Below are 23353 nucleotides of genomic sequence, written 5' to 3' on the forward strand. Positions count from 1 at the left end.
TGTGAGCCAATCTTGACCTGAGCACTCGGTCGCAATTCGGGCGCACGGCGGGCGTCGGATACCCTTGCTGCCGATGACAGCTCGTTTCGATCTCCTTGTCGTCGGTTCCGGATTCTTCGGCCTGACGGTCGCCGAGCGCGTGGCATCGCAGCTGAACAAGCGTGTTCTGGTGCTCGACCGCCGCCCGCACATCGGCGGCAACGCCTACTCTGAAGCCGAACCGCAGACCGGCATCGAGATCCACAAGTACGGCGCGCACCTCTTCCACACCTCCAACAAGCGGGTGTGGGACTACGTGCGCCAGTTCACCGACTTCACCGGCTACCAGCACCGCGTCTACGCCATGCACAACGGGCAGGCCTACCAGTTCCCCATGGGGTTGGGCCTGGTGTCGCAGTTCTTCGGCAAGTACTTCACGCCGGATCAGGCCCGCCGCCTGATCTCCGAGCAGGCCGCCGAGATCGAGACCGACGACGCGCAGAACCTCGAGGAGAAGGCCATCTCGCTGATCGGCCGCCCACTCTATGAGGCGTTCGTCAAGGGCTACACCGCCAAGCAGTGGCAGACCGACCCCAGGGAACTGCCCGCGGCGAACATCACCCGGCTGCCCGTGCGCTACACGTTCGACAACCGCTACTTCAACGACACCTACGAGGGCCTTCCCGTCGAGGGCTACACCGCGTGGCTGGAGAACATGGCCGCCGACGACCGCATCGAGGTGCGGCTGAACACCGACTGGTTCGACGTGCGCGACCAGCTTCGTCAAGAGTCCCCGTCGGCTCCGGTTGTCTATACCGGCCCGCTGGACCGGTACTTCGACTATGTAGAAGGCCGGCTGGGTTGGCGCACACTCGATTTCGAACTCGAGGTACTGAGCGACTGCGGGGATTACCAAGGCACCCCGGTCATGAACTACAACGACCTCGACGTGCCCTACACCCGGATCCACGAGTTCCGGCACTTCCATCCCGAGCGGAAGTATCCGGACGACAAGACCGTGATCATGCGGGAGTTCTCGCGCTTCGCCGATGACGACGACGAGCCGTACTACCCGATCAACACCGAGACCGATCGCTCGCTGCTCGCGGCCTACCGGGCGCGGGCCAAGGCCGAGACGGCCTCGACGAAGGTGCTGTTCGGCGGACGCCTGGGCACCTATCAGTACCTCGACATGCACATGGCGATCGCCAGCGCATTGAATATGTATGACAACACGCTCGCGCCGCACCTGCGTGACGGCGCGCCCCTTGCCGAACCTGGCACAGAAAGCAGTAGCGCATGAGTGACATCCCGTCCGGCGCGCTCGACGCCGGCGACACCAAGGCGGTCAGCCTGTTGGCGCGCGTCATCCTGCCGCGCCCCGGCGAACCGCTCGACGTCCGCAAGCTCTACCTCGACGAGTCGGACACCAACGCCCGTCGCGCCCATGCGCAGACGCGCACCACGCTGGAGATCGGCGCGGAATCCGAGGTGTCCTTCGCGACGTACTTCAACGCCTTCCCGGCCAGCTATTGGCGGCGCTGGTCGACGCTGGAGTCGGTGGTGTTGCGCGTCGAGCTCACCGGCAGCGCCCGCGTCGACGTCTACCGTTCCAAGGCGACCGGCGCCAGGATCACGGTCGGCGGTGAACCGATCACCAGCGGTGACTCCGGGGCTCCCGCCTCCGTCGAGTTCGAGATCGACCTGTCGCCGTTCGAAGACGGCGGGTGGATCTGGTTCGACATCACCACCAACACCAACTCCACGCTGCACGGTGCGGGCTGGTACGCACCGGACGTCGCGCCGGGACGCGCCAACGTCGCCGTCGGAATCCCGACCTTCAACCGCCCGTCGGATTGCGTCAACGCACTGACCGCGCTGACGTCGGATCCGTTGGTGGACAAGGTGATCAGCGCGGTGATCGTGTCCGACCAGGGCACCAGCAAGGTCAAGGACCATCCGGGCTTCGAGGCGGCCGCCGCCGCGCTGGGCAACCGGCTCTCGGTGCACAACCAGCCCAACCTCGGCGGCTCCGGCGGATACAGCCGGGTGATGTACGAGGCGCTGAAGAACACCGACTGCGAACAGATCCTGTTCATGGACGACGACATCCGCGTCGAGCCCGACTCGATCCTGCGGGCGCTCGCGCTGAACCGGTTCGCGAAGGTCCCGACACTGGTCGGCGGCCAGATGCTCAACCTGCAGGAGCCCAGTCACCTGCATGTGATGGGCGAGATGGTCGACGCCGAGAACTTCATGTGGACCAACGCGGTCAACACCGAGTACGACCACAACTTCGCGAAGTACTCCCTCAGCGACGAAGACGAACCCCGCAGCCGACTGCTGCACCGCCGCATCGACGTCGACTACAACGGCTGGTGGATGTGCATGATCCCGCGCCAGGTCGCCGAGGAACTCGGCCAGCCGTTGCCGTTGTTCATCAAGTGGGACGACGCCGACTACGGCTTGCGGGCCGGCGAGCACGGCTATCCGACCGTCACGCTGCCCGGCGCCGCCATCTGGCACATGGCGTGGAGCGACAAGGACGACGCCATCGACTGGCAGGCGTACTTCCATCTGCGCAACCGGCTGGTGGTCGCGGCCATGCACTGGGACGGCAATGTCAGCGGACTGATCGCCAGCCACTTCAAGGCGACCATCAAACATTTGATGTGCCTTGAGTATTCGACGGTCGCCATTCAGAACAAGGCGATGGACGACTTCCTGGCCGGGCCCGAGCACATCTTCTCGATCCTCGAGTCCGCGCTGCCCGAGGTGCGCGCGATGCGCCAGGAGTACCCGGACGCCGTGGTGTTGCCGAGCGCCACGTCCCTGCCGACGCCGTCGGACAAGAAGTGGCGAAAGAAGGTGGCGATCCCCACCAACCCGCTGTCGATCTCGTGGCGGCTGACCCGCGGGGTGCTGCACCAGCTCAAGGCGCACGACCCCGAGCACCATCGTCGTCCCCAGGTCAACGTCGCCACCCAGGACGCCCGGTGGTTCTCGCTGTGCAAGGTCGACGGCGTCACCGTCACCACCGCCGACGGCCGCGGTGTCGTGTTCCGGCAACGCGATCGCGCGAAGGCCGCTGAGCTGCTTCGCGAATCGCTCAAACGGCAGGCGGAACTCGCCCGCAAGTTCAATCGCATGCGCAGGGTGTACCGCGACGCGCTGCCCGTGCTCACGAGTAAGCAGAAGTGGGAGACCGTCCTGCTCCCGTCGGCCGATGGCTGAAGGCCCGCACGGCGAGGACGCCGTGCTGGTGGCCGTCCAGTCTGCGCTCGCCGATCGTCCCGGCGTGCTGCCGGGCGCGCGTGCCCTGTCGCACTTCGGCGAGCACAGCATCGGGTGGCTCGCGGTCGCGGCGCTCGGCGCGCTGCTGCGGCCCGCACGGCGAAAAGCATTCCTGACCGCTGGGGTGGGCGCGTTCGGAGCCCACGCGGCCGCCGTGGTGATCAAGCGCGTCGTGCGGCGCGAACGGCCCGACCACCCGGCGATCTCCGTCAACGTGGGCACCCCGAGCCGGCTGAGTTTCCCTTCGGCGCACGCGACGTCGACCACCGCGGCGTCGATCCTGTTGGGTCGAGCCACCGGCCTGCCGTTGCCTGCGATCCTGGTGCCACCAATGGCGTTGTCGCGGTTGGTGCTCGGTGTGCACTACCCGAGTGACGTGCTGACCGGCGTGGCGGTCGGGGCGGCCGTCGCGAAGGCGGTCACCATGGTCACAGAGCGGGCCGAAGGAGTCTGATGAGCATCTCGAGCGAGAGCAGTGCAGAGAGCACCCCGCAGGTGAATCACGAGCCGGCGCCCGAGAAGGGCCCACCGCGCAACCTCGTCACCGGGATCATCAAGGCACTGCGGCCGCGGCAGTGGGTCAAGAACGTCCTGGTGTTCGCCGCACCGGTGGCCGCGCTCGGCGACGCGCGATACGCCTACGACTACCGCGAAGTCCTGGTTCAGGTGCTGTTGGCGTTCGTGGTCTTCAGCCTCGCCGCGTCGTGCGTGTACCTCGTGAACGACGCGAGGGACGTCGAGGCCGACCGGGCGCACCCGACCAAGCGGTTCCGCCCCATCGCCGCAGGCGTCGTTCCGGAGTGGTTGGCCTACACCCTGGCGGTAGCGCTCGGTGTCGCGTCGCTGGCGATCTCCTGGTTGGTGACGCCGAACCTGGCGCTGGTGATCGCGATCTACATCGTGATCCAGCTCGCGTACTGCTTCGGCCTCAAGCACCAGCCCGTCATCGACATCTGCATCGTTTCGTCGGGCTTTTTGATCCGTGCCATCGCCGGTGGTGTCGCCGCGGATGTGCCGCTGTCGCAATGGTTCCTGCTGATGATGGCCTTCGGTTCGCTGTTCATGGCGGCGGGTAAGCGTTACGCCGAACTCCAACTCGCCGAACGTACCGGGGCCAAGATCCGCAAGTCGCTGGAGAGCTACACCAGTTCATACCTGCGCTTCGTGTGGACGTTGTCGGCGACGGCGCTGGTGCTGTGTTACGGCCTGTGGGCGTTCGAGCGCGACGACACCGGCGGCACGTCCTGGTTCGTGGTGTCGATGATCCCGTTCGTCATCGCGATCCTGCGGTACGCGGTCGACGTCGACGGGGGCATGGCCGGTGAGCCCGAGGAAATCGCGTTGAAGGACCGGGTTCTGCAGCTGCTGGCCCTGGCGTGGATCGGAACCATCGGTGCCGCCATCTTCCTCAGTTGACAAGTTGAGTCTCTCGGTCGCCGGCCCGAGCCGCGTCATGGACGGCGTCGGCGACCGCTTGTCGCGCGCGCCCGCCTTTCCCTACGACATCACAGTGCGAATCAGCCTGTGGGTGAGTGTGATCGTCGTCGCGGGTCTGTTCGGCTGGGGTGCGTGGCAGCGGCGCTGGATCGCCGACGACGGCCTCATCGTCCTGCGGACCGTGCGAAACCTCTTGGCGGGCAACGGTCCGGTGTTCAACGCCGGCGAGCGTGTCGAGGCGAACACGTCGACCGTATGGACCTATCTGATCTATGTCGGCGCATGGGTCGGCGGACCTGTCCAGCTGGAGTACGTGGCGCTGTACCTGGCGCTGACGCTCAGCGTGTTGGGTGTCGTGTTCACCATGCTGGGCACCGCCCGGCTGTACGCGCCGAGCCTGCGAGGTCGACGCGCGTTGATGCTTCCCGCGGGTGCGCTGGTATATATCGCGGTTCCGCCGGCCCGTGACTTCGCCACCTCGGGGCTGGAAAACGGTCTGGTGCTGGCATATCTCGGCCTGCTGTGGTGGATGATGGTGTGCTGGTCGCAGGCGCTGCGCGCACCCGGTCCTGCGAACGCGGCGCCGGTGTTCCGCGGCGGTCCACCGACCATTCGCAGGCAGCCGGTCGGACCGGCGTCGAACGCACGCTCGGTCAGCGGGTTCTTCGACGGCGCACTCGCTTTCGTCGCAGGCATGAGTGTGCTGATTCGGCCCGAGTTGGCGTTGATCGGCGGGCTGGCTCTGGTGATGATGCTGATCGCCGCGCGCGATTGGCGACGCCGCGGGCTCATCGTGCTCGCTGGCGGTCTGGTACCCGTCGCCTACGAGATCTTCCGAATGGGCTACTACGGCTTGATTTTTCCCGGCACCGCACTGGCCAAGGACGCCTCCGGTTCCAAGTGGTCTCAGGGCTTCGTGTACCTGTCCAACTTCAACAATCCCTACCTGCTGTGGGCGCCCGCCATCTTGCTGATCGGCTTGGCGGCCGTGGTGATGGTGACGCGCGGCCGCCCGTGGGGTATTCGCCATACGACGGCGCCCGGCCAGGGATGGCTGGCGCGGACGGTGCAGAGCCCGCAGGCCGTGGTGGCCTTCATGCTCGTCAGCGGATTGTTGCAGGCGCTCTACTGGATCCGCCAGGGCGGCGACTTCATGCACGGCCGAGTTCTGTTGACCCCGTTGTTCTGTCTGCTCGCACCGATCGCGGTGATTCCGTTGGTGCTGCCCGATGGGCGCCGAATGGCCCGTGGCGCAGGCTATTTGTTCGTCGGGGCCACGAGCCTGCTGTGGGTGTCGATCGTCGGCTGGTCGCTGTGGGTGGCCAATTCGAGCGGCATGGGACCTGACGCGACCCGGGTGACCTACAGCGGCATCGTCGACGAACGTCGGTTCTATGCCCAGGCCACGGGCAACGCGCATCCGCTGACCGCCGCGGACTACCTGGATTACCCTCGCATGCGTGCGGTGATGACCGCGATCGAGAACACGCCCGACGGCGCCCTACTGCTGCCGGCCGGAAACTACGACCAGTGGGACGTCGTGCCCGCCATCCCGCCACCTCCGGACGCACCACCGGACGTCAAGGGTCGAACCGGCCCGCACACAGTGTTTTTCACCAATCTCGGCATGCTCGGGATGAACGTCGGACTGGATGTCCGGGTGATCGACCAGATCGGATTGGCCAACCCGCTTGCCGCGCACACCGCGCGTCTGGAGGACGGCCGCATCGGTCACGACAAGAACCTGTTCCCGGACTGGGCGGTGGCCGAGGGTCCGTTCCTCAAGACCCGGCCCTTCATTCCGGCCTACCTCGACGAGGACTGGATCGCGCAGGCCGAGGCCGCGCTCGAGTGCCCGGCGACCGACGCGATGCTCAACGCCATCAGGGGCGAGATGGGGCCGCGCCGGTTCCTGTCGAATCTGATGCATGCGTATTCGTTGACGCAGTATCGGATTGATCGGGTGCCGCTCTACGAGTTGGAGCGCTGCGGGCTCGAGGTGCCGGAGCCGATGCGTGAGCCGTACACCGGGATGCCCGCGACCGGGCCCTAGCCACGGGCCGGCGGTAACGCGACCAGCGACTCCGGCGATACACAAGCGCATTGGAACTGGCGCTTGATTCACGAAGGATGGTACGACCTGTGCGAACCTGGCTTCGCCGTGCGATCGCGGTGGGCGCCGCGGTCCTGACGATGCCGATGGCCGCCGTTGTGTCCAATGTCACACCGCCCGCGGGCGCGTTCTCTCGCGAGGGGCTGCCCGTCGAGTACCTCGACGTGTACTCGACGGCGATGGGCCGCAACATCCGCGTGCAGTTTCAGCCCGCGACAGGCGCGCCGACGACCGGTCCCTCGAAGGCCGTCTATCTGCTCGACGGCATGCGTGCGCGCGACGACTACAACGGCTGGGACATCGAAACCCCGGCTTTTGAATGGTTTTTGGACTCCGGTGTCGCGACCGTGATGCCGGTCGGCGGGCAGTCCAGCTTCTACACCGACTGGTATTCGCCGTCGAGCTTCAACAATCAGGCCTTCACCTATAAATGGGAGACCTTTCTCACCAGTGAGCTCCCGTCGTGGCTGGCGGCCAACAAGCAGATCTCCCCGACCGGCAACGGCGTCGTCGGGCTGTCGATGTCGGGTGGGCCCGCCCTGATTCTGTCCGCGTATCACCCGGCGCAATTCCGTTATGCCGCATCACTTTCTGGCTTTCTGAACCCGTCGGCCCTGTTCATGCAGCAGGCGATCCGTGTCGCGATGCTCGACGCGGGCGGCTACAACGTCGACAACATGTGGGGCGCGCCGTGGGACAGCGCTTGGAAGCGCAACGACCCGATCAGACAGGTTTCTCGCATCGTCGCCAGTGGCACGCGGCTGTGGGTTTACTGTGCACCCGGCGGCACGACCCCGCTCGACGTGAACGCGGATCCGAATCAGTCGTTCAACGCGAATAGCCTTGAAACAATGGCTCTCAAGAGCAATTTGGACTTCCAAAAGGCCTACGTAGCGGCCGGGGGCGCCAACGCCACTTTCCAGTTCCCGCCGGCGGGAAATCACGCGTGGCCGTACTGGGGAGCGCAGCTGCAAGCCCTGAAACCAGACCTGATCGCAACCCTCAAAGGCTGAGGAGCGACCAGGGACGATACACGCCGAATAGAGGTACCACAGCAAGTTGTGGTTGACTGCACGAGCAACGCGGCGGGGTCCGTCGGACAAGTTCCGCGTGCGGCATACGACAGATGGGATAGATGAAGCATGAAGTTCGTTGGCAAAATCCGTGGCGCGTGGGTGCGCCGGCTCGCGGCTGTGGCGATGGCCGCAGCAGTGTTGCCCGCCCTCGTCAGCGCCGTCGGAGGCTCGGCGACTGCGGGCGCTTTCTCTCGTCCGGGTCTGCCGGTCGAGTACCTCATGGTTCCGTCCGCAGGGATGGGCCGTGACATCAAAGTTCAGTTCCAAAACGGTGGGCCGAACGCGCCTGGCGTCTACTTGCTAGACGGCCTTCGCGCCCGCGACGACTTCAACGGCTGGGACATCGAGACTGCCGCCTTCGAGTGGTACGTCGATTCCGGCCTCGCGGTGATCATGCCGGTCGGCGGACAGTCCAGCTTCTACAGCGACTGGTACAGCCCGGCCTGCGGTAAGGCGGGCTGCTCCACCTACAAGTGGGAGACGTTCCTCACGCAGGAGCTGCCTTCCTACCTGGCCGCGAACAAGGGTGTGAACCCGAACCGCAATGCGGCAGTCGGTCTGTCGATGGCCGGTTCGGCCGCGATGACGCTGGCGATCTACTACCCGCAGCAGTTCCAGTACGCGGCTTCGCTTTCTGGCTTCCTGAACCTTTCCGAAGGTTGGTGGCCGATGCTGGTCAACATGTCGATGGGCGACGCGGGCGGTTACGACGCCGACGACATGTGGGGCAAGACCGAAGATCCGGGCAATGCCTGGGAGCGCAACGACCCGATGGTCAACATCGGTCAGCTGGTCGCCAACGGCACCCGCATCTGGGTGTTCTGCGGTAACGGCAAGCCCGCCGATATCAATGGCACCGGCATGCCGGCCGGCGACAACTTCAACGCGGAGTTCCTCGAGAAGTTCACCCTGCGGACGAACAAGACGTTCCAGGAGAACTACATCGCCGCGGGCGGTAAGAACGGCGTGTTCAACTTCCCGGAGTCCGGTACTCACAGCTGGGAGTACTGGGGTCAGCAGCTCAACCAGATGAAGCCGGACATCCAGCGCGTGCTGGGCGCCGTGCCGCAGCCGAGCACTCCCGTCGGTGGCGCTGCCCCGGCCGAGGGCGCGACTGAGGCTCAGCCGGCGTCGGCTGTATCCGGCGGTTAATTGACCGCTTCGTCGGAAACGACATGACTGGCGGCGGCGATCCTTCGGGGTCGCCGCCGTCGGCCATTTCCGGGGCGCCTCGTCGTGCAGGTGTGATTGACTGCTCGCGCGGGGACTGCGAGACGAACGTGGAATGGGGCTGTTGATGCATGTCGTGATCCGGACGTTGTTGACCGTGGTGCTGGCTGCCGGCCTCTGGGGTGCCGGCACGACAATGGCACCGTCTGCCAAGGCCGACGTCGAAATGCTGATGGTCCCGTCGGCGGCAATGGGCCGCGACATCCCCGTCGCATTCTCCGGCGGCGGGCCGCACGCCGTCGTCCTGCTCGACGCCTTCAACGCGGCCCCCGACGTCAGCAACTGGGTGACGGCGGGTAATGCGATGGCCACCCTCGGCGGGCAGGGCATCTCGGTCGCCGCACCCGCCAGCGGCGCCTGGAGCATGTACACCAACTGGGAGCAGGACGGCAGCAAGCAGTGGGAGACGTTCCTGGCGACCGAGCTGCCGAACTGGCTGGCCGCCAACAAGGGCCTCGCGCCCGGCGGGCACGGAATCGTCGGGGCGTCCCAGGGTGGCTACGGGGCGATGGCGATGGCGACCTTCCACCCGGACCGGTACCGCTTCGCGGGATCGCTGTCCGGTTTCCTGGCTCCTGAGCGCACCGGCGTCGACGGCGCCATCACCGCCGGCCTGCAGCAGTTCGGCGGTGTCGACATCCGCAATATGTGGGGCTTGCCACAGCTGGGCCGGTGGAAATGGCATTCACCGAACGTCCACGTGCAGCTGCTTTCGGACAACAACACCCGGCTGTGGGTGTACAGCCCCACGACCGGTGGCTGCGATGTGCCTGCGATGATCGGCTACTGCGACATCGCCGCGGGCACGAACAAGGAGTTCTACCAGCACTATCGCTCGGTCGGCGGTAAGAACGGCCACTTCGACTTCCCGGCCAGCGGCGGCAATGACTGGGGTGCCTGGAGCGGTCAGCTCGCCGCGATGTCCGGCGACCTGGTGGCCACCATCAGGTAGCGCGTATCCGGTAGGCAGCAACCGAGCGCGGCACGCCCTGCGCTCTCAGTTTCTTCTGTGTTTCAGCCGGTACCTTGGAAACGTGCAGCTTTCGGTACGGCGACGGGTCGCTTCGACCGGATGGTTGGCAACTTCAGCAACAACACTGCTGGTGGCGTCGGTCCCCGCGTTGATGACCGGGTGTTCGGGCAACGACGTGATGGCCACCATCGGAATGCCGACCTCCGAAACGGAAACCGCGCACGGTGACGCCGGCGCGGCGCCTCCGGGACCGCTGCAGGCGGGCGGTCAGTCCAACGCTGTGGTCGTGACGGCGAAGCAACGCGAGTATCTCGATGCGCTCAACGACGCCGGCGTGAAGCCGTCGAGCAATCTGGCCGCCCTGTCGATCGGGTCCTATGTCTGTCAGGCCAGGGCCGCAAAACAGAACGACCACGCGGTGTGGGACTTCGTGCGGCCGGTGGTGCGCGGCGACGTCGACGGCGACGGACTATCGTCGGCTGCGCCGTCGGCGGCCGACATCGACACCGCGACCGCCGAGTACATTCGCATCGCGACCGAGCGACTCTGCTAGTAGTCGCCTACGGCGCGCACCAATCCATAGCACGCGAGGAGTGACAGGGAACCCATGTCCAAGACCACTCGGCGGAAACGTCACCGCATTCTGGGGCTCGTCGCGGCGGTGGCGGTCTCGCTCGTGGTGGTACTGGTCGTGGTGCTGGTGTGGGTGTGGCAGCGATCGCCGGAGTCCACGGTCCCCGGCGCACAGCCGCCCACATCGGTTCCCGGTGGCATTCCGCCGACGGGCAGGAAGCCGCGGCCCGAATTCCAGGACGCCAGCTGCCCCGACGTGCAGATGATCTCGGTGCCCGGTACCTGGGAGTCGTCGCCTCAGCTCGACCCGTTCAACCCGACGCAGTTCCCCATCGCGCTGCTCCTCAACGTCACCAACCCGCTGCGTCAGCAGTTCGACGCGGGCCGGCTGGAGATCTACACGGTTCCCTACACCGCGCAGTTCCACAATCCCTTCGCCGCGGACAACCAGATGTCCTACGACCAGAGCCGCGCCGAGGGCTTCGACGCCGCGGTGCGGGCCATGACGGATATGAACAACCGCTGCCCGTTGACCAGTTACGTGCTGGTCGGCTTTTCGCAGGGTGCGGTGATCGCCGGTGACATCGCCAGCGATGTCGGCAACGGCCGCGGCCCGGTCGACGAGGATCTGGTGCTCGGGGTGGCGCTGATCGCCGACGGTCGTCGTCAGCCCGGCGTCGGTCAGGACGTCGGCCCCAACGCGCCGGGCCAGGGTGCGGAGATCACCCTGGACGAGGTCCCGATGCTGGGTGGGCTGGGTCTGGACATGACCGGTCCCCGTTCCGGTGGTTTCGGGATGCTCAACAACCGCGTCTATGAGATATGTGCCGCGGGCGACCTGATCTGTTCGGCGCCGGAGTCGGCCTTCAACATCACCCAGTTGCCGCGGACGCTCGAGGTGCTCAGCGGCGGCGCCGGCCAGCCGATCCACGCGATGTACAACACGCCGCAATTCTGGAATCTCGATGGTGCCTCTGCCCCGCAGTGGACACTGGGTTGGGCACAGAGTGTGATCGATAACGCCCCGCGCCCGAAACATGGCTGACCTGTAACCGCGGAGATTTGGACTGCGTCCACCGGTCGCCTAACATTAAGAGAAAACTAAGAGCGGTGAGGGACGCGAAGCCGAAACGCGCAGGGTAGGGACCCACGCGGCGGCGCGCCCGTCCATATTGAGTGCTAGCGGCTTCAAAAACGAGGCTTCGACAGGAGAGTGAGAATGGGGTTCCACAACCCGTTCCTGAAAGACGGACTGATCAAGTTCCCCGACAACGGCAGCGTGGTCAAGCACGTCGAAAAGTGGGCCAAGGTCCGTGGCGACAAGGTCGCCTACCGGTTCCTCGACTTCTCCGTCGAACGCGACGGTGTTGCGCGCGAGCTGAACTGGGCGGATTTCGGCGCGCGTAACCGCGCGATCGCCGCCCGTTTGCAGCAGGTCACCCAGCCGGGCGACCGCGTGGCGATCCTGTGCCCGCAGAACCTCGAGTACGTCGTCGCGATGTACGGCACGCTGTACTCGGGCCGCATCGCGGTGCCGCTGTTCGACCCCAACGAGCCCGGTCACGTCGGGCGACTGCACGCCGTCCTGGACGACTGCCACCCGTCGGCCATCCTCACCACCACCGAGGCCGCGGAGGGTGTGCGCAAGTTCTTCCGCACCAGGCCCGCCAAGGATCGCCCGCGCGTCATCGCCGTCGACGCAGTGCCGGACGAGGTCGGCGGCACCTGGGAGCAGGTGCCCGTCACCGCCGACACGATCGCCTACCTGCAGTACACGTCCGGGTCGACCCGCATTCCGACCGGCGTGCAGATCACCCATCTCAACCTGGCCACCAACATCGTCCAAATCATCGAGGCACTCGACGGCGAGGAAGGTGACCGTGGCCTGTCGTGGCTGCCGTTCTTCCACGACATGGGGCTGATCACCGCCATGCTGGCGCCGATGCTCGGGCACTACATCACGTTCATGACCCCCGCGGCGTTCGTCCGCAGGCCCGGCCGTTGGATCCGGGAAATGTCGCGCAAGCCCGAGGACACCGGTGGGGTGATCTCGGTGGCTCCGAACTTCGCGTTCGATCACGCCGCCGCGCGCGGGGTGCCCAAGGACGATGAGCCACCGCTGGACCTTTCGGTCGTAAAATGCATCCTCAACGGCAGCGAGCCGATCTCGGCCGCGACCGTGCAGAGGTTCAACGACGCGTTCGCGCCATACGGATTCAAGCCGCAGGCCATCAAGCCGTCGTACGGACTGGCCGAAGCGACGTTGTTCGTCTCGACCACGCCGCTGGGCGACCATCCCCGGATCGTCTCCGTCGACCGCGCCGCGCTGAACACCGGCACCTTCATCGAGGTCGATCCCGATTCGCCGAGCGCCGTGGCGCAGGCGGGTGCGGGCAAGGTGGGCATCGCGGAGTGGGCCGTGATCGTCGACGCCGAATCCGCCACCGAACTCCCCGACGGACAGATCGGTGAGGTCTGGATCAGCGGGCAGAACATGGGCACCGGCTACTGGGGCAAGGAAGAAGAGACCCGCCAGACCTTTCAGAACATCCTCAAGTCGCGGACCAGCCCGTCGCACGCCGAGGGCGCGACAGACGACGCGACGTGGGTGCGCACGGGTGATCTCGGCGCGTTCCATGACGGCGAGCTGTTCATCACCGGCCGGGTGAAGGATCTGGTGATCATCGACGGCCGCAACCACTATCCGCAGGACCTCGAGTACTCCGCGCAGGAGGCGACCAAGGCGCTGCGGGTCGGGTACGTGGCGGCGTTCTCGGTGCCGGCCAACCAGCTGCCCGATGAGGTGTTCGAGAACGCCCATGCCGGCCTCAAGCGCAATCCCGACGATTCGTCAGAGCAGTTGGTGATCGTCGGCGAGCGCGCGCCCGGCGCGCACAAGCTCGACATGGGGCCGATCGCCGACGACATCCGTACCGCCATCGCGATGCGACACGGTGTCACCGTGCGTGATGTGCTGCTCACCGCGGCAGGCGCGATTCCGCGAACCTCCAGCGGCAAGATCGGCCGACGGGCCTGCCGCGCCGCGTATCTGGGCGGAAGTCTGCGCGCGGGCAAGATCGCCAACGATTTCCCCGACGAAAAAGACTGAAGACTGATCTCCTGAACATGGCTGAGACACAAGACGATTCGCAGCAACCCGAGACCCCGGCCGAGGCACCGGTCAAGCGTACCGATGTCTCGGTGCCCGAATTGCGCGAGTGGATGCGCAACTGGGTCGCCAACGCGACGAACACGTCGCCGGACTCCGTCAACGAGTCGGCACCGCTGATCGAACTGGGCATGGCATCCCGTGACGCGGTCGCCATGGCCAGCGACATCGAGGACTACACCGGCGTTGTCGTCACGGCGACCATGGCGTTCCGGCACCCGACCATCGAGTCGCTCGCGACCGTCATCGTCGAGGGCGAGCCCGAGCCGGAGTTCACCGGCGACGAGGACTGGTCACGCACCGTCGACGAGGGCCGCACCAACATCGCGATCATCGGCATCGGCACGCGCTTCCCCGGTGACCTCAATACTCCCGACGAGATGTGGCAGGCGCTGCTCGAGGGCCGCGACGCGATCAGCGATCTGCCCGAGGGCCGGTGGTCGGAATTCACCAGCGAGCCCCGCATCGCTGAGCGGGTGAAGAAGGCACGTACCCGCGGCGGCTATATCTCGGACATCAAGGGCTTCGACGCCGAGTTCTTCGCGTTGTCGAAGATGGAGGCCGACAACGTCGATCCGCAGCAGCGGATGGCCCTCGAATTGACGTGGGAGGCGCTGGAGCACGCCAGGATTCCCGCGTCCAGTCTGCGCGGTGAGAATGTCGGCGTCTTCATCGGCAGCTCGGTCAACGACTACATGTTCATGTCCGTGGCCGACCCGTCGGTGGCGCACCCGTACGCCATCACCGGTAACTCGAGCGCGGTCATCGCGAACCGGGTGTCCTACTTCTACGATTTCCGCGGGCCGTCGATGGCCATCGACACCGCGTGCTCGTCGTCGCTCGTCGCCGTGAACGAGGGCATCAAGGCCCTGCGCGCCGGGGACGCCGACGTCGTGGTGGCCGGCGGTGTCAACGCACTGATCACCCCTTTGGTGACGCTGGGCTTCGACGAGGTCGGTGGCGTGCTGGCGCCGGACGGCCGGATCAAGTCGTTCTCGCAGGACGCCGACGGCTACGCCCGCTCCGAGGGCGGCGGCATGGTCGTGCTCAAGCGTCTCGAGGACGCCCGCCGCGACGGTGACGACATCCTCGCGGTCATCGCCGGTGGCGCCGTCAACCACGACGGCCGTTCGAACGGCATGCTCGCACCGAATCCCGATGCGCAGGAAGCGGTTCTGCGCAAGGCCTACAAGGACGCCGGTATCGATCCGAGGACCGTCGACTACGTCGAGGCCCACGGCACCGGCACCATCCTCGGCGACCCGATCGAGGCCGACGCGCTGGGCCGCGTCATCGGCCGCGGCAGGCCGGTGGACAAGCCCGCGCTGCTCGGTGCGGTGAAATCGAATGTGGGCCATCTGGAATCGGCCGCGGGTGCGGCGAGCCTGGCCAAGATGGCGCTGGCGCTGAAGTACGACAAACTGCCGCCGTCGATCAACTACACCGGGCCCAACCCCTACATCGACTTCGAGCGCGAACGTCTCAAGGTCAACGACGTCGTTTCCGACTGGCCGCGCTACAGCGGCATCGCCATCGCCGGTGTCTCCGGCTTCGGCTTCGGCGGAGCCAACGCCCACCTTGTGCTGCGCCAGGTGTTGCCGACCGATCTCCTCGAGCCCGAGCCCGAAAAGGCGCCGGTCGTCGACACCGCGGCGCCGGAGAAGCCCGCGGTGTACGTCGGCGGGGTGCTGGTCGAGGACGACGACGAGGATGACGACTACGGCGTTGCCGAGCGCGATCCCGAATTCTACGGTGCGACAACCGAAGCCGAGCACGAGCTGCCCGGCCTGACCGACGAGGCGCAGCGCCTGTTGGCGATCGCCCGCGAGGAACTCCAAGCCGAGCAGGCCGAGAACCCCGTCAAACCAATCGTGCCACTCGCGGTTTCGGGGTTCCTGACGTCGCGTAAGAAGGCGACGGCCGCCGAGCTCGCAGACTGGATCGAGAGCCCCGCCGGTCGGGGCACGTCGCTGGAGGCCATTGGTCGTTCGCTGTCGCGGCGCAACCACGGTCGTTCGCGCGCAGTGATTCTCGCGCACGACCACGACGAGGCGGTCAAGGGTCTGCGCGCCATCGCCGACGGCAAGCCGAACCCGCTGGTGGTCAGCTCCGACGGTCCCGTGACCAACGGCCCGGTGTGGGTGCTCGCCGGTTTCGGCGCCCAGCACCGCAAGATGGGCAAGAGCCTGTACCTGCGTAACGAGACGTTCGCCGAGTGGATCAACAAGGTCGACGCCCATGTGCAGGACGAGCGCGGTTACTCGGTGGTCGAGCTGATCCTCGACGACTCGAAGGACTACGGCATCGAGACCACCCAGACCGTGATCTTCGCGATCCAGGTGGCGCTCGGTGAGCTGCTGAAGGCGCACGGTGCGAAACCCGGTGCGGTGGTGGGCCAGTCGCTCGGCGAGGCCGCCGCGGCGTACTTCTCCGGCGGGCTCTCGCTGGAAGACGCGACGCGCACCATCTGCTCGCGCGCTCATTTGATGGGCGAGGGCGAGGCCATGCTGTTCGGCGAGTACATCCGCCTGATGGCGCTCGTCGAGTACTCGACCGACGAGATCAAGACCGTCTTCTCCGACTTCCCCGATCTCGAAGTCTGCGTGTACGCCGCGCCGACCCAGACCGTCATCGGCGGTCCGCCGGAGCAGGTCGACGCGATCATCGCGCGGGCCGAATCCGAGGGCCGGTTCGCGCGCAAGTTCCAGACCAAGGGCGCCAGCCACACCCAGCAGATGGATCCGCTGCTCGGAGAACTCGCCGCCGAGATTCAGGGCATCGAGGCGCACCCGCTGCAGACCGCCTACTTCTCGACTGTGCACGAGGGCCAGCTGATCCGCGCCGGTGCCGACCCGATCCACGACGTGGATTACTGGAAGAAGGGCCTGCGGCACAGCGTGTACTTCACGCATGGCATCCGCAACGCCGTCGACAACGGGCACACCACGTTCCTGGAGCTGGCCCCGAACCCGGTGGCGCTCATGCAGGTTGGGCTGACGACGGCGAGTGCCGGTCTGCACGACGCTCAACTGATCGCGACCCTGGCTCGCAAGCAGGACGAGGTCGACTCGATGACCACGGCCATGGCGCACCTGTTCGTGTACGGCCACGATCTGGACTTCCGCACGCTCTTCAAACGCGGTGACTACGCCGCGATCCCGCCGACCCGCTTCAAGCGGAAGCCGCACTGGCTCGACGTGCACTTCGCCGGTGACAGCGCCGCCGTGATACCCGGCGGCCACGTCGCCACACCGGACGGCAGGCACGTCTGGGAGTACGCGCCGCGCGGTGCCACCGACCTGGCGGCTCTGGTGAAAACCGCTGCCGCACAGGTGCTTCCGGATGCCAAGATAACGGCGTTCGAGCAGCGCGCGGTCCCCGCCGACGATGCGCGGCTGGTCACCACGCTGACCCGCCACCCCGGTGGCGCGACGGTGCAGGTGCATGCGCGCTCCGATAACGGGGCTGAGTCTTCCTTTTCCCTCGTGTACGACGCGGTCGTCACCCGTGGGGGAGCGGCGAGCCCCTTGCCCGCGACGTCGTCAGCGGCCATCACCGTGCCCGGCCAGGACCCGGCGCCGCAGACCCCGGTCGAAGCGCCTGTCGAAGACGACGCCGCCATTTTGCAGGACAACCTCACCGCCGGTGCCGGCCTGGCAGCGAGCTTCGCGAAGTGGTCACCGGACACCGGTGAGACCATCGGTCAGCGGCTCGGCGCGATCGTCGGCGGCGCAATGGGTTACGAGCCTGAGGACCTCCCGTGGGAGGTGCCGCTGATCGAGCTCGGCCTGGACTCGTTGATGGCCGTGCGGATCAAGAACCGCGTCGAGTACGACTTCGATTTGCCGCCGATCCAGTTGACCGCGGTGCGCGACGCCAACCTGTACGCGGTGGAGAAGCTGATCCAGTACGCGATCGAGCACCGCGACGAGGTCGACCAGATCGCCGAGTCGCAGAAGGGGCAGACCGCCGAGGAGATCGCCGCCGCGCAAGCGGAGTTGATGGGCGGCGCCACGACGGTCGCCGAACTGGAGGCCAAGCTGGCCGAGGCCGGGCATCCCATCGCCGCCGAAGCCGCCGACGCCGAAGCCACGGACGTCACGGTCGCGGAGGCCATCGCCACGGATGCCGTGGAATCCCAGGTGGCACCGACCATCCCGCCGCCGCCGACCGACCCTCGCGGCCCGTCGGCGTCCGGACCATCGCAGTCGACGGTGGCCGCCGCGTCCAAAGTGCTGACCCAGGAGGCGGTGACCGAGGCGCTCGGCTCGGACGTGCCGCCGCGCGACGCCGCCGAGCGAGTGACATTCGCGACGTGGGCGATCGTGACCGGTAAGTCCCCGGGCGGCATTTTCAACGAGCTGCCGACCGTCGACGACGACACCGCGGCCAAGATCGCCGAACGCCTCACCGAGCGCGTCGACGAGGGCACCGTCACCGCCGACGACGTGCGTGGCGCCACGACCATCGAAGCGCTGTCCACCACCGTCCGGGATTACCTGGAGGGTGGCAAGGTCGACGGCTTCGTGCGGACCCTGCGGGCCCCGCAGGAGGGGTCCGACGACATCCCGGTGTTCGTGTTCCACGCCGCCGGGGGATCGACCGTGGTGTACGAGCCGCTGCTGAAGCGGCTGCCCGCGACCACTCCGATGTACGGCATCGAGCGTGTGGAGGGCTCGATCGAGGAGCGCGCCAGCGAGTATGTGCCCAAGCTGATGGAGATCAACGGCGACCGGCCGTTCGTCCTGGCGGGCTGGTCATTGGGTGGTGTGCTGGCCTACGCGTGCGCGATCGGGCTGAAGAAGGCGGGCGCCGACGTTCGCTTCGTCGGCCTCATCGACGCGGTGCGGCCCGGGGAACCGATCCTGCAGACCAAGGAGGAGACCCGCAAGCGCTGGGACCGCTACGCACGGTTCGCCGAGCGCACCTTCAACGTCGAGGTGCCCGAGATCCCGTACGAGGAACTCGAGGCGCTCGACGACGAGGGTCAGGTGAGGTTCGTGCTGGACGTCGTGAGCCAGAGCGGGGTGCAGATCCCCGGCGGCATCATCGAGCACCAGCGCACGTCGTACCTGGATCAGCGGGCCATCGACCTCGCCGAGATCCAGCCCTACGACGGCCACGTGACGCTGTACATGGCCGACCGCTACCACGACGACGCGATCTACTTCGAGCCCGCGTACGCCACCCGCAAACCGGACGGCGGCTGGGGCGAGTTCGTGTCGGAGCTGGAGGTGGTGCCCATCGGGGGTGAGCACATCCAGGCCATCGACGAGCCGTACATTGCCAAGGTCGGCGCCCACATGAGCGAGGCGCTGAACCGAATCGAGTCTCAGGAGAAGTAGGCGAGTGACCACCAAAACCACTGCGGAGCTGCTGGCCGATCTTCACGAGAAGCTGGAGTTGGCGAAGGAACCCGGTGGAGAGAAGGCCATCGCCAAGCGTGAGCGCAAGGGCATCCCGAGCGCCCGCGCCCGCATCCACTCGCTGGTGGATCCGGGCAGCTTCCTCGAGATCGGCGCACTGTGCAAGACGCCAGGGGACCCCGACGCGCTGTACGGCGACGGCGTCGTCACCGGCCACGCCACCATCAACGGCAGGCCGGTCGGTGTGTTCAGCCACGACCAGACGGTGTTCCAGGGTTCGGTCGGCGAGATGTTCGGCCGCAAAGTCGCCAAGCTCATGGAGTGGGTGGCGATGGTCGGATGCCCGATCATCGGCATCAACGACTCCGCGGGCGCGCGGATCCAGGACGCGGTGACGTCGCTGGCGTGGTACGCCGAGCTCGGCCGCAGGCACGAGATGCTGCGCGGCCTGGTACCCGAGATCTCGCTGATCTTCGGCGCGTGCGCGGGCGGCGCGGTGTACTCGCCGATCCAAACCGACCTCGTGGTGGCGGTGCGCGATCAGGGCTACATGTTCATCACCGGTCCCGACGTGATCAAGGACGTCACCGGTGAGGACGTCACGCTCGACGAACTCGGCGGCGCCGACAACCAGGCGCGCTACGGCAACATCCACCAGGTGGTGGAGTCGGAGGAGGCGGCGTTCCAGTACGTCCGCGACTATCTGAGCTTCTTGCCCTCCAACACTTTTGACGATCCGCCGATCGTCAACCCGGGTATGGAACCCGACCTCACCCCGCACGACTACGAGCTCGATGCGATCGTGCCGGACGCGGACAACCAGGCCTACGACATGATGGAGATCCTGCTGCGGATCTTCGACGACGGCGATGTCTTCGAGGTCGGCGCGCAACGCGGACAGGCGATGATCACGGCCTTTGCGCGCGTCGACGGCCGTCCCGTCGGCGTCATCGCCAACCAGCCCATGTACCTTTCGGGCGCGATCGACACCGAAGCCTCGGACAAGGCGACGGCGTTCATCCGGTTCTGCGACTCGTACAACACGCCTTTGGTTTTCGTGGTCGACACCCCCGGTGCGCTTCCCGGCGTGGAGCAGGAGAAGGGCGGCATCATCAAGCGCGGCGGCCGGTTCTTCAACGCGCTGGTGGAGGCCGACGTGCCGAAGGTAACGGTCGTCGTCCGCAAGGCCTACGGCGGCGGGTACGCGGTGATGGGATCCAAGCAGCTCGCCGCGGACCTCAACTTCGCGTGGCCGACCGCGCGCATCGCGGTGATCGGCGCCGAGGGCGCGGCACAGCTGTTGGTCAAGCGCTTCCCGGATCCCACTGCGCCCGAGGTGCGCAAGATCCGCGCCGACTTCATCGAGGGCTACAACCTCAACTTGGCCACCCCGTGGATCGCTGCCGAACGCGGGTACATCGACGCCGTCATCCAGCCGCACGAAACCCGGCTGCTGCTGCGTAAGTCGCTGCGCCTGCTGCGGCAGAAGCAGATCACGCGGGTGCAGCGAAAGCACGGCCTGACGCCGATCTAGCCGCGATAATCTCCCGTGTGTCCAACCACTTCACGGGGCTGAGCCTCGGCCCGCCCCTCGGTGATCAGCGCCTGGATCTGTGCGATCTGTACGCGTTCCAGTCGCCTGCCGACCCGGCGCGCACCGTGCTGATCCTGAACGCGAATCCGAACGCCGACGCACTGCATCCCGAGGCCATCTACCGGCTCGCCGTCGACAACGACGGCGACCTGCAGAACGACATCGCCTTCAGCTATGTCTTCTCCGAACCGCGGGATGGACGGCAGACCGTCGACGTCTACCTTGCCCACGGCGACGACGCGAAAGAGCCAGAAGCCGTCGGCGAGAAGCTCTTCGACGCGGTAGAGGTGTCGTTCGGCAAGACCCCCGACGTACACCAGTCGGGCGGATTCACGTTCTTCGCGGGTGCGCGCAGCGATGCGTTCTTCTTCGACTTCGACGGTATCAAGAACCTGTTCGACATTTCCGGAACGCGCAACTTCACGTCACCCCACCTCGCGGAACTCGGCGGGAAATCGCCGTGGACCGGCCAGGATTCCAACACAGAAGCCAACGTGTTCTCCACCGTGCTCGAACTGCCAACCGAATACCTCGGGGCCGATCCCGACATCCGTATCTGGGGCCGCTGCAGCCTCCGGGAGAACGGAACGCTCAACCACGTCGACCGGGCCGGCCACCCTTCGGTCAGCAGCTTCTTCAACACCGACGACACCAAGCTGGAGTACAACGCCAGCGAACCGGTCCGCGACCGCGAACGCTGGATCGAGCAGTTCATCCACCTGATGGGCCATACCGGCGGCTACTCGCGCGAGCAGGCCATCGCGGCGATCGACCGGGAGGGCACGCTGCCCGACATGTTGACGTTCAACCCGGCCAAACCCGCAAAGTACCCGAACGGCCGCACATTCACCGACGACGTCATCGACTATCGCCTGGCCTTCCTTACCAAGGGTGAGTGCCCGCCCAGCGGGTTGAGCCCGCATACGGACACCCTGTCGGAGTTTCCTTACCTCGGCACACCTCACTGACGGTTCCGCCGGGAACTACTATTCGGCCATGCCGCTCGCGGAGGGACAGGAGCTCGCCGGGTACACCATCGTGCGCTCACTCGGCGCCGGTGGTATGGGCGAGGTCTATCTGGCCCAGCATCCCCGGCTGCCGCGCTATGACGCACTGAAGGTGCTCTCGGCAACCGTCTGCGCCGACAGTGAGTACCGGAAGCGGTTCAACCGGGAGGCCGACATCGCGGCCACGCTGTGGCACCAGCACATCGTGGAGGTGCATGACCGCGGTGATGTCGACGGCCAGTTGTGGATCTCGATGGACTACGTCGAGGGCACCGACGCGCACCGACTGCTGTCGGAGAGCTACCCGGACGGTATGCCTCCCGACGACGTCGTGCGCATCATCACCGCCGTCGCGGACGCCCTCGACTACGCCCACGACCGCGGGCTGCTGCACCGCGACGTCAAGCCCGCCAACATCCTGCTGGCCAACTACGGGACCACCAACGAGCGGATCATGCTGGCCGATTTCGGGATCGCCAGACGGATCGGGGACGGGGCGACCACGAATCTGACGGCCACCAACATGACCGTCGGCACCGTCGCGTACGCCGCTCCCGAGCAGCTCATGGGCGACGGCATCGACGGCCGGGCCGACCAATATGCGCTGGCGGCAACCGCCTTTCAGCTGTTGACCGGGACGCCACCGTTTCAGCATGAGAACCCCGCGGTCGTCATCAGCCAGCACCTGACCGGCGACATACCCGCGATCGGTGCCCGCAGGCCCGAATTGTCCAATCTCGGAACGGCTTTCGAGAAGGCGCTGGCGAAGTCGCCGAAGGACCGGTTCGCCAAGTGTGTCGATTTTGCCCGTGCGCTCGCTCATCGGACGGACGCCACCATCTCCGGTTCCGGCCCGGTGTGGCACTCCGGTCCGGCAGCCATGGCCGCCCACTCGGAGCCGACGATGTCCGCGCATTCCGCTGCGGGGGCATCCAAACCCAGACATGCCATGGCCGAAACCCAGTCTGGCCGCCGATGGGTGCTGCCCGCGGCCGTCGCGGTGCTCGTGATCGCCGTCGCTGCAGGCGCTTTCGTGCTGTTCGATCGTGGCCGAGATCGCCCGGCGGAGGCCAAGGCGCCACCGACGACCGCGTCGGCACCGGCGCCCGCACCGCCGGGGGGCGTGGCCCTGCCGGTGGTGGTCGTGGGGGCGGAGTGCGGCACGCTCGGTGAGGCCGGGCTCACCGAGACCGGCGCCCCGGCGTACTGTGCGCACCTGCCGACCACCGGCGCGTCGATCTGGTCGATGTATCCCGGTCAGATCTCCAGTCCCACAGTCACTCCCGGGCCCGACGCTGTTGCACTTCCCTCGGAGAGCCAGCAGCCGGTACTGGTGTGCATGGAGCAGACCGGACAATCACACGTCGACTGCCACAGCGACATTCTCGAGGTCGACGACTCCGAGACGCCGACCGCCTCGCCGTAGCGCCGACTAATTGTCGGTTGGTGGTGGTGGTTCGTAGGGGTCGTACCACCACCATTGGGCCCGTTCGCCGAGGGGTCCGCGGTAGGCAGGTACGTCGGGTGGGGGTGTGTTGGGTG

Annotated in this window: 15 protein-coding genes; all 15 read left to right on the top strand. The window is 66.6% G+C overall.

The annotated features are described in order from the left end of the window. Positions 1 to 64: 64 nt before the first annotated feature. The 15 genes from glf (at position 65) to BST47_RS22070 (ending at position 23237) form a co-directional block, all read left to right on the top strand. Positions 65 to 1282 (top strand): UDP-galactopyranose mutase, encoded by a 1218-nt coding sequence (gene glf, locus BST47_RS22000; protein ID WP_107529048.1) that lies wholly within the window; start codon positions 65 to 67, stop codon positions 1280 to 1282. Then, positions 1279 to 3213 carry a glycosyltransferase gene (locus tag BST47_RS22005; RefSeq protein WP_083127772.1) on the top strand — a complete coding sequence of 645 codons (1935 nt, stop codon included), beginning with the start codon at positions 1279 to 1281 and terminating at the stop codon, positions 3211 to 3213. Before glf ends, BST47_RS22005 begins: the two co-directional genes overlap by 4 nt. After that, positions 3206 to 3727, top strand: a complete 522-nt coding sequence (locus BST47_RS22010) for a phosphatase PAP2 family protein (protein WP_083127773.1) — start codon at positions 3206 to 3208, stop codon at positions 3725 to 3727. Before BST47_RS22005 ends, BST47_RS22010 begins: the two co-directional genes overlap by 8 nt. After that, the gene (locus BST47_RS22015; protein ID WP_234809812.1) at positions 3727 to 4689 is read left to right on the top strand and encodes a decaprenyl-phosphate phosphoribosyltransferase; all 963 of its coding nucleotides are present in this window, start codon (positions 3727 to 3729) and stop codon (positions 4687 to 4689) included. Before BST47_RS22010 ends, BST47_RS22015 begins: the two co-directional genes overlap by 1 nt. A 37-nt stretch (positions 4690 to 4726) precedes the next feature. After that, the gene (gene aftB / locus BST47_RS22020; protein WP_207568663.1) at positions 4727 to 6763 is read left to right on the top strand and encodes a terminal beta-(1->2)-arabinofuranosyltransferase; all 2037 of its coding nucleotides are present in this window, start codon (positions 4727 to 4729) and stop codon (positions 6761 to 6763) included. A 77-nt stretch (positions 6764 to 6840) separates the two neighbouring features. After that, positions 6841 to 7836 (top strand): alpha/beta hydrolase, encoded by a 996-nt coding sequence (locus BST47_RS22025; protein WP_083127774.1) that lies wholly within the window; start codon positions 6841 to 6843, stop codon positions 7834 to 7836. A gap of 129 nt (positions 7837 to 7965) precedes the next feature. Further along, positions 7966 to 9051 carry an esterase family protein gene (locus BST47_RS22030; protein ID WP_083127775.1) on the top strand — a complete coding sequence of 362 codons (1086 nt, stop codon included), beginning with the start codon at positions 7966 to 7968 and terminating at the stop codon, positions 9049 to 9051. A gap of 145 nt (positions 9052 to 9196) precedes the next feature. Next, complete coding sequence (locus BST47_RS22035; protein WP_083127802.1) at positions 9197 to 10081, top strand: alpha/beta hydrolase-fold protein; 885 nt, start codon at positions 9197 to 9199, stop codon at positions 10079 to 10081. 82 nt (positions 10082 to 10163) lie between these two features. Beyond that, the gene (locus BST47_RS22040) at positions 10164 to 10655 is read left to right on the top strand and encodes a DUF732 domain-containing protein (protein WP_107529049.1); all 492 of its coding nucleotides are present in this window, start codon (positions 10164 to 10166) and stop codon (positions 10653 to 10655) included. Positions 10656 to 10709: 54 nt separating this feature from the next. Then, entirely contained in the window at positions 10710 to 11720 is a 1011-nt protein-coding gene (gene culp6 / locus BST47_RS22045; RefSeq protein ID WP_083127776.1) for a carboxylesterase Culp6, read from the top strand. A gap of 174 nt (positions 11721 to 11894) precedes the next feature. Continuing rightward, the gene (gene fadD32 / locus BST47_RS22050; RefSeq protein WP_083127777.1) at positions 11895 to 13784 is read left to right on the top strand and encodes a long-chain-fatty-acid--AMP ligase FadD32; all 1890 of its coding nucleotides are present in this window, start codon (positions 11895 to 11897) and stop codon (positions 13782 to 13784) included. 17 nt (positions 13785 to 13801) lie between these two features. Then, complete coding sequence (pks13, locus tag BST47_RS22055; RefSeq protein WP_083127778.1) at positions 13802 to 19189, top strand: polyketide synthase Pks13; 5388 nt, start codon at positions 13802 to 13804, stop codon at positions 19187 to 19189. A gap of 4 nt (positions 19190 to 19193) precedes the next feature. Next, positions 19194 to 20744, top strand: a complete 1551-nt coding sequence (locus BST47_RS22060) for an acyl-CoA carboxylase subunit beta (RefSeq protein WP_083127779.1) — start codon at positions 19194 to 19196, stop codon at positions 20742 to 20744. 17 nt (positions 20745 to 20761) lie between these two features. Further along, positions 20762 to 21772, top strand: a complete 1011-nt coding sequence (locus BST47_RS22065; protein WP_083127780.1) for a DUF4331 family protein — start codon at positions 20762 to 20764, stop codon at positions 21770 to 21772. 28 nt (positions 21773 to 21800) lie between these two features. Beyond that, positions 21801 to 23237, top strand: a complete 1437-nt coding sequence (locus BST47_RS22070) for a serine/threonine-protein kinase (protein ID WP_083127781.1) — start codon at positions 21801 to 21803, stop codon at positions 23235 to 23237. Positions 23238 to 23353 lie beyond the last annotated feature (116 nt).

This window comes from Mycolicibacterium tusciae (assembly GCF_002086795.1).
GTDB lineage: Bacteria > Actinomycetota > Actinomycetes > Mycobacteriales > Mycobacteriaceae > Mycobacterium > Mycobacterium tusciae.

What these genes read in the sequence shown, in the direction of transcription:
- aftB (WP_207568663.1), top strand. Translation starts at nt 4,727, where the DNA reads ATGGACGGCGTCGGCGACCGCTTGTCGCGCGCGCCCGCCTTTCCCTAC.
- fadD32 (WP_083127777.1), top strand. Translation starts at nt 11,895, where the DNA reads ATGGGGTTCCACAACCCGTTCCTGAAAGACGGACTGATCAAGTTCCCC.
- BST47_RS22010 (WP_083127773.1), top strand. Translation starts at nt 3,206, where the DNA reads ATGGCTGAAGGCCCGCACGGCGAGGACGCCGTGCTGGTGGCCGTCCAG.
- BST47_RS22025 (WP_083127774.1), top strand. Translation starts at nt 6,841, where the DNA reads ATGGTACGACCTGTGCGAACCTGGCTTCGCCGTGCGATCGCGGTGGGC.
- pks13 (WP_083127778.1), top strand. Translation starts at nt 13,802, where the DNA reads ATGGCTGAGACACAAGACGATTCGCAGCAACCCGAGACCCCGGCCGAG.
- BST47_RS22015 (WP_234809812.1), top strand. Translation starts at nt 3,727, where the DNA reads ATGAGCATCTCGAGCGAGAGCAGTGCAGAGAGCACCCCGCAGGTGAAT.
- BST47_RS22030 (WP_083127775.1), top strand. Translation starts at nt 7,966, where the DNA reads ATGAAGTTCGTTGGCAAAATCCGTGGCGCGTGGGTGCGCCGGCTCGCG.
- BST47_RS22070 (WP_083127781.1), top strand. Translation starts at nt 21,801, where the DNA reads ATGCCGCTCGCGGAGGGACAGGAGCTCGCCGGGTACACCATCGTGCGC.
- culp6 (WP_083127776.1), top strand. Translation starts at nt 10,710, where the DNA reads ATGTCCAAGACCACTCGGCGGAAACGTCACCGCATTCTGGGGCTCGTC.
- BST47_RS22005 (WP_083127772.1), top strand. Translation starts at nt 1,279, where the DNA reads ATGAGTGACATCCCGTCCGGCGCGCTCGACGCCGGCGACACCAAGGCG.
- BST47_RS22035 (WP_083127802.1), top strand. Translation starts at nt 9,197, where the DNA reads ATGCATGTCGTGATCCGGACGTTGTTGACCGTGGTGCTGGCTGCCGGC.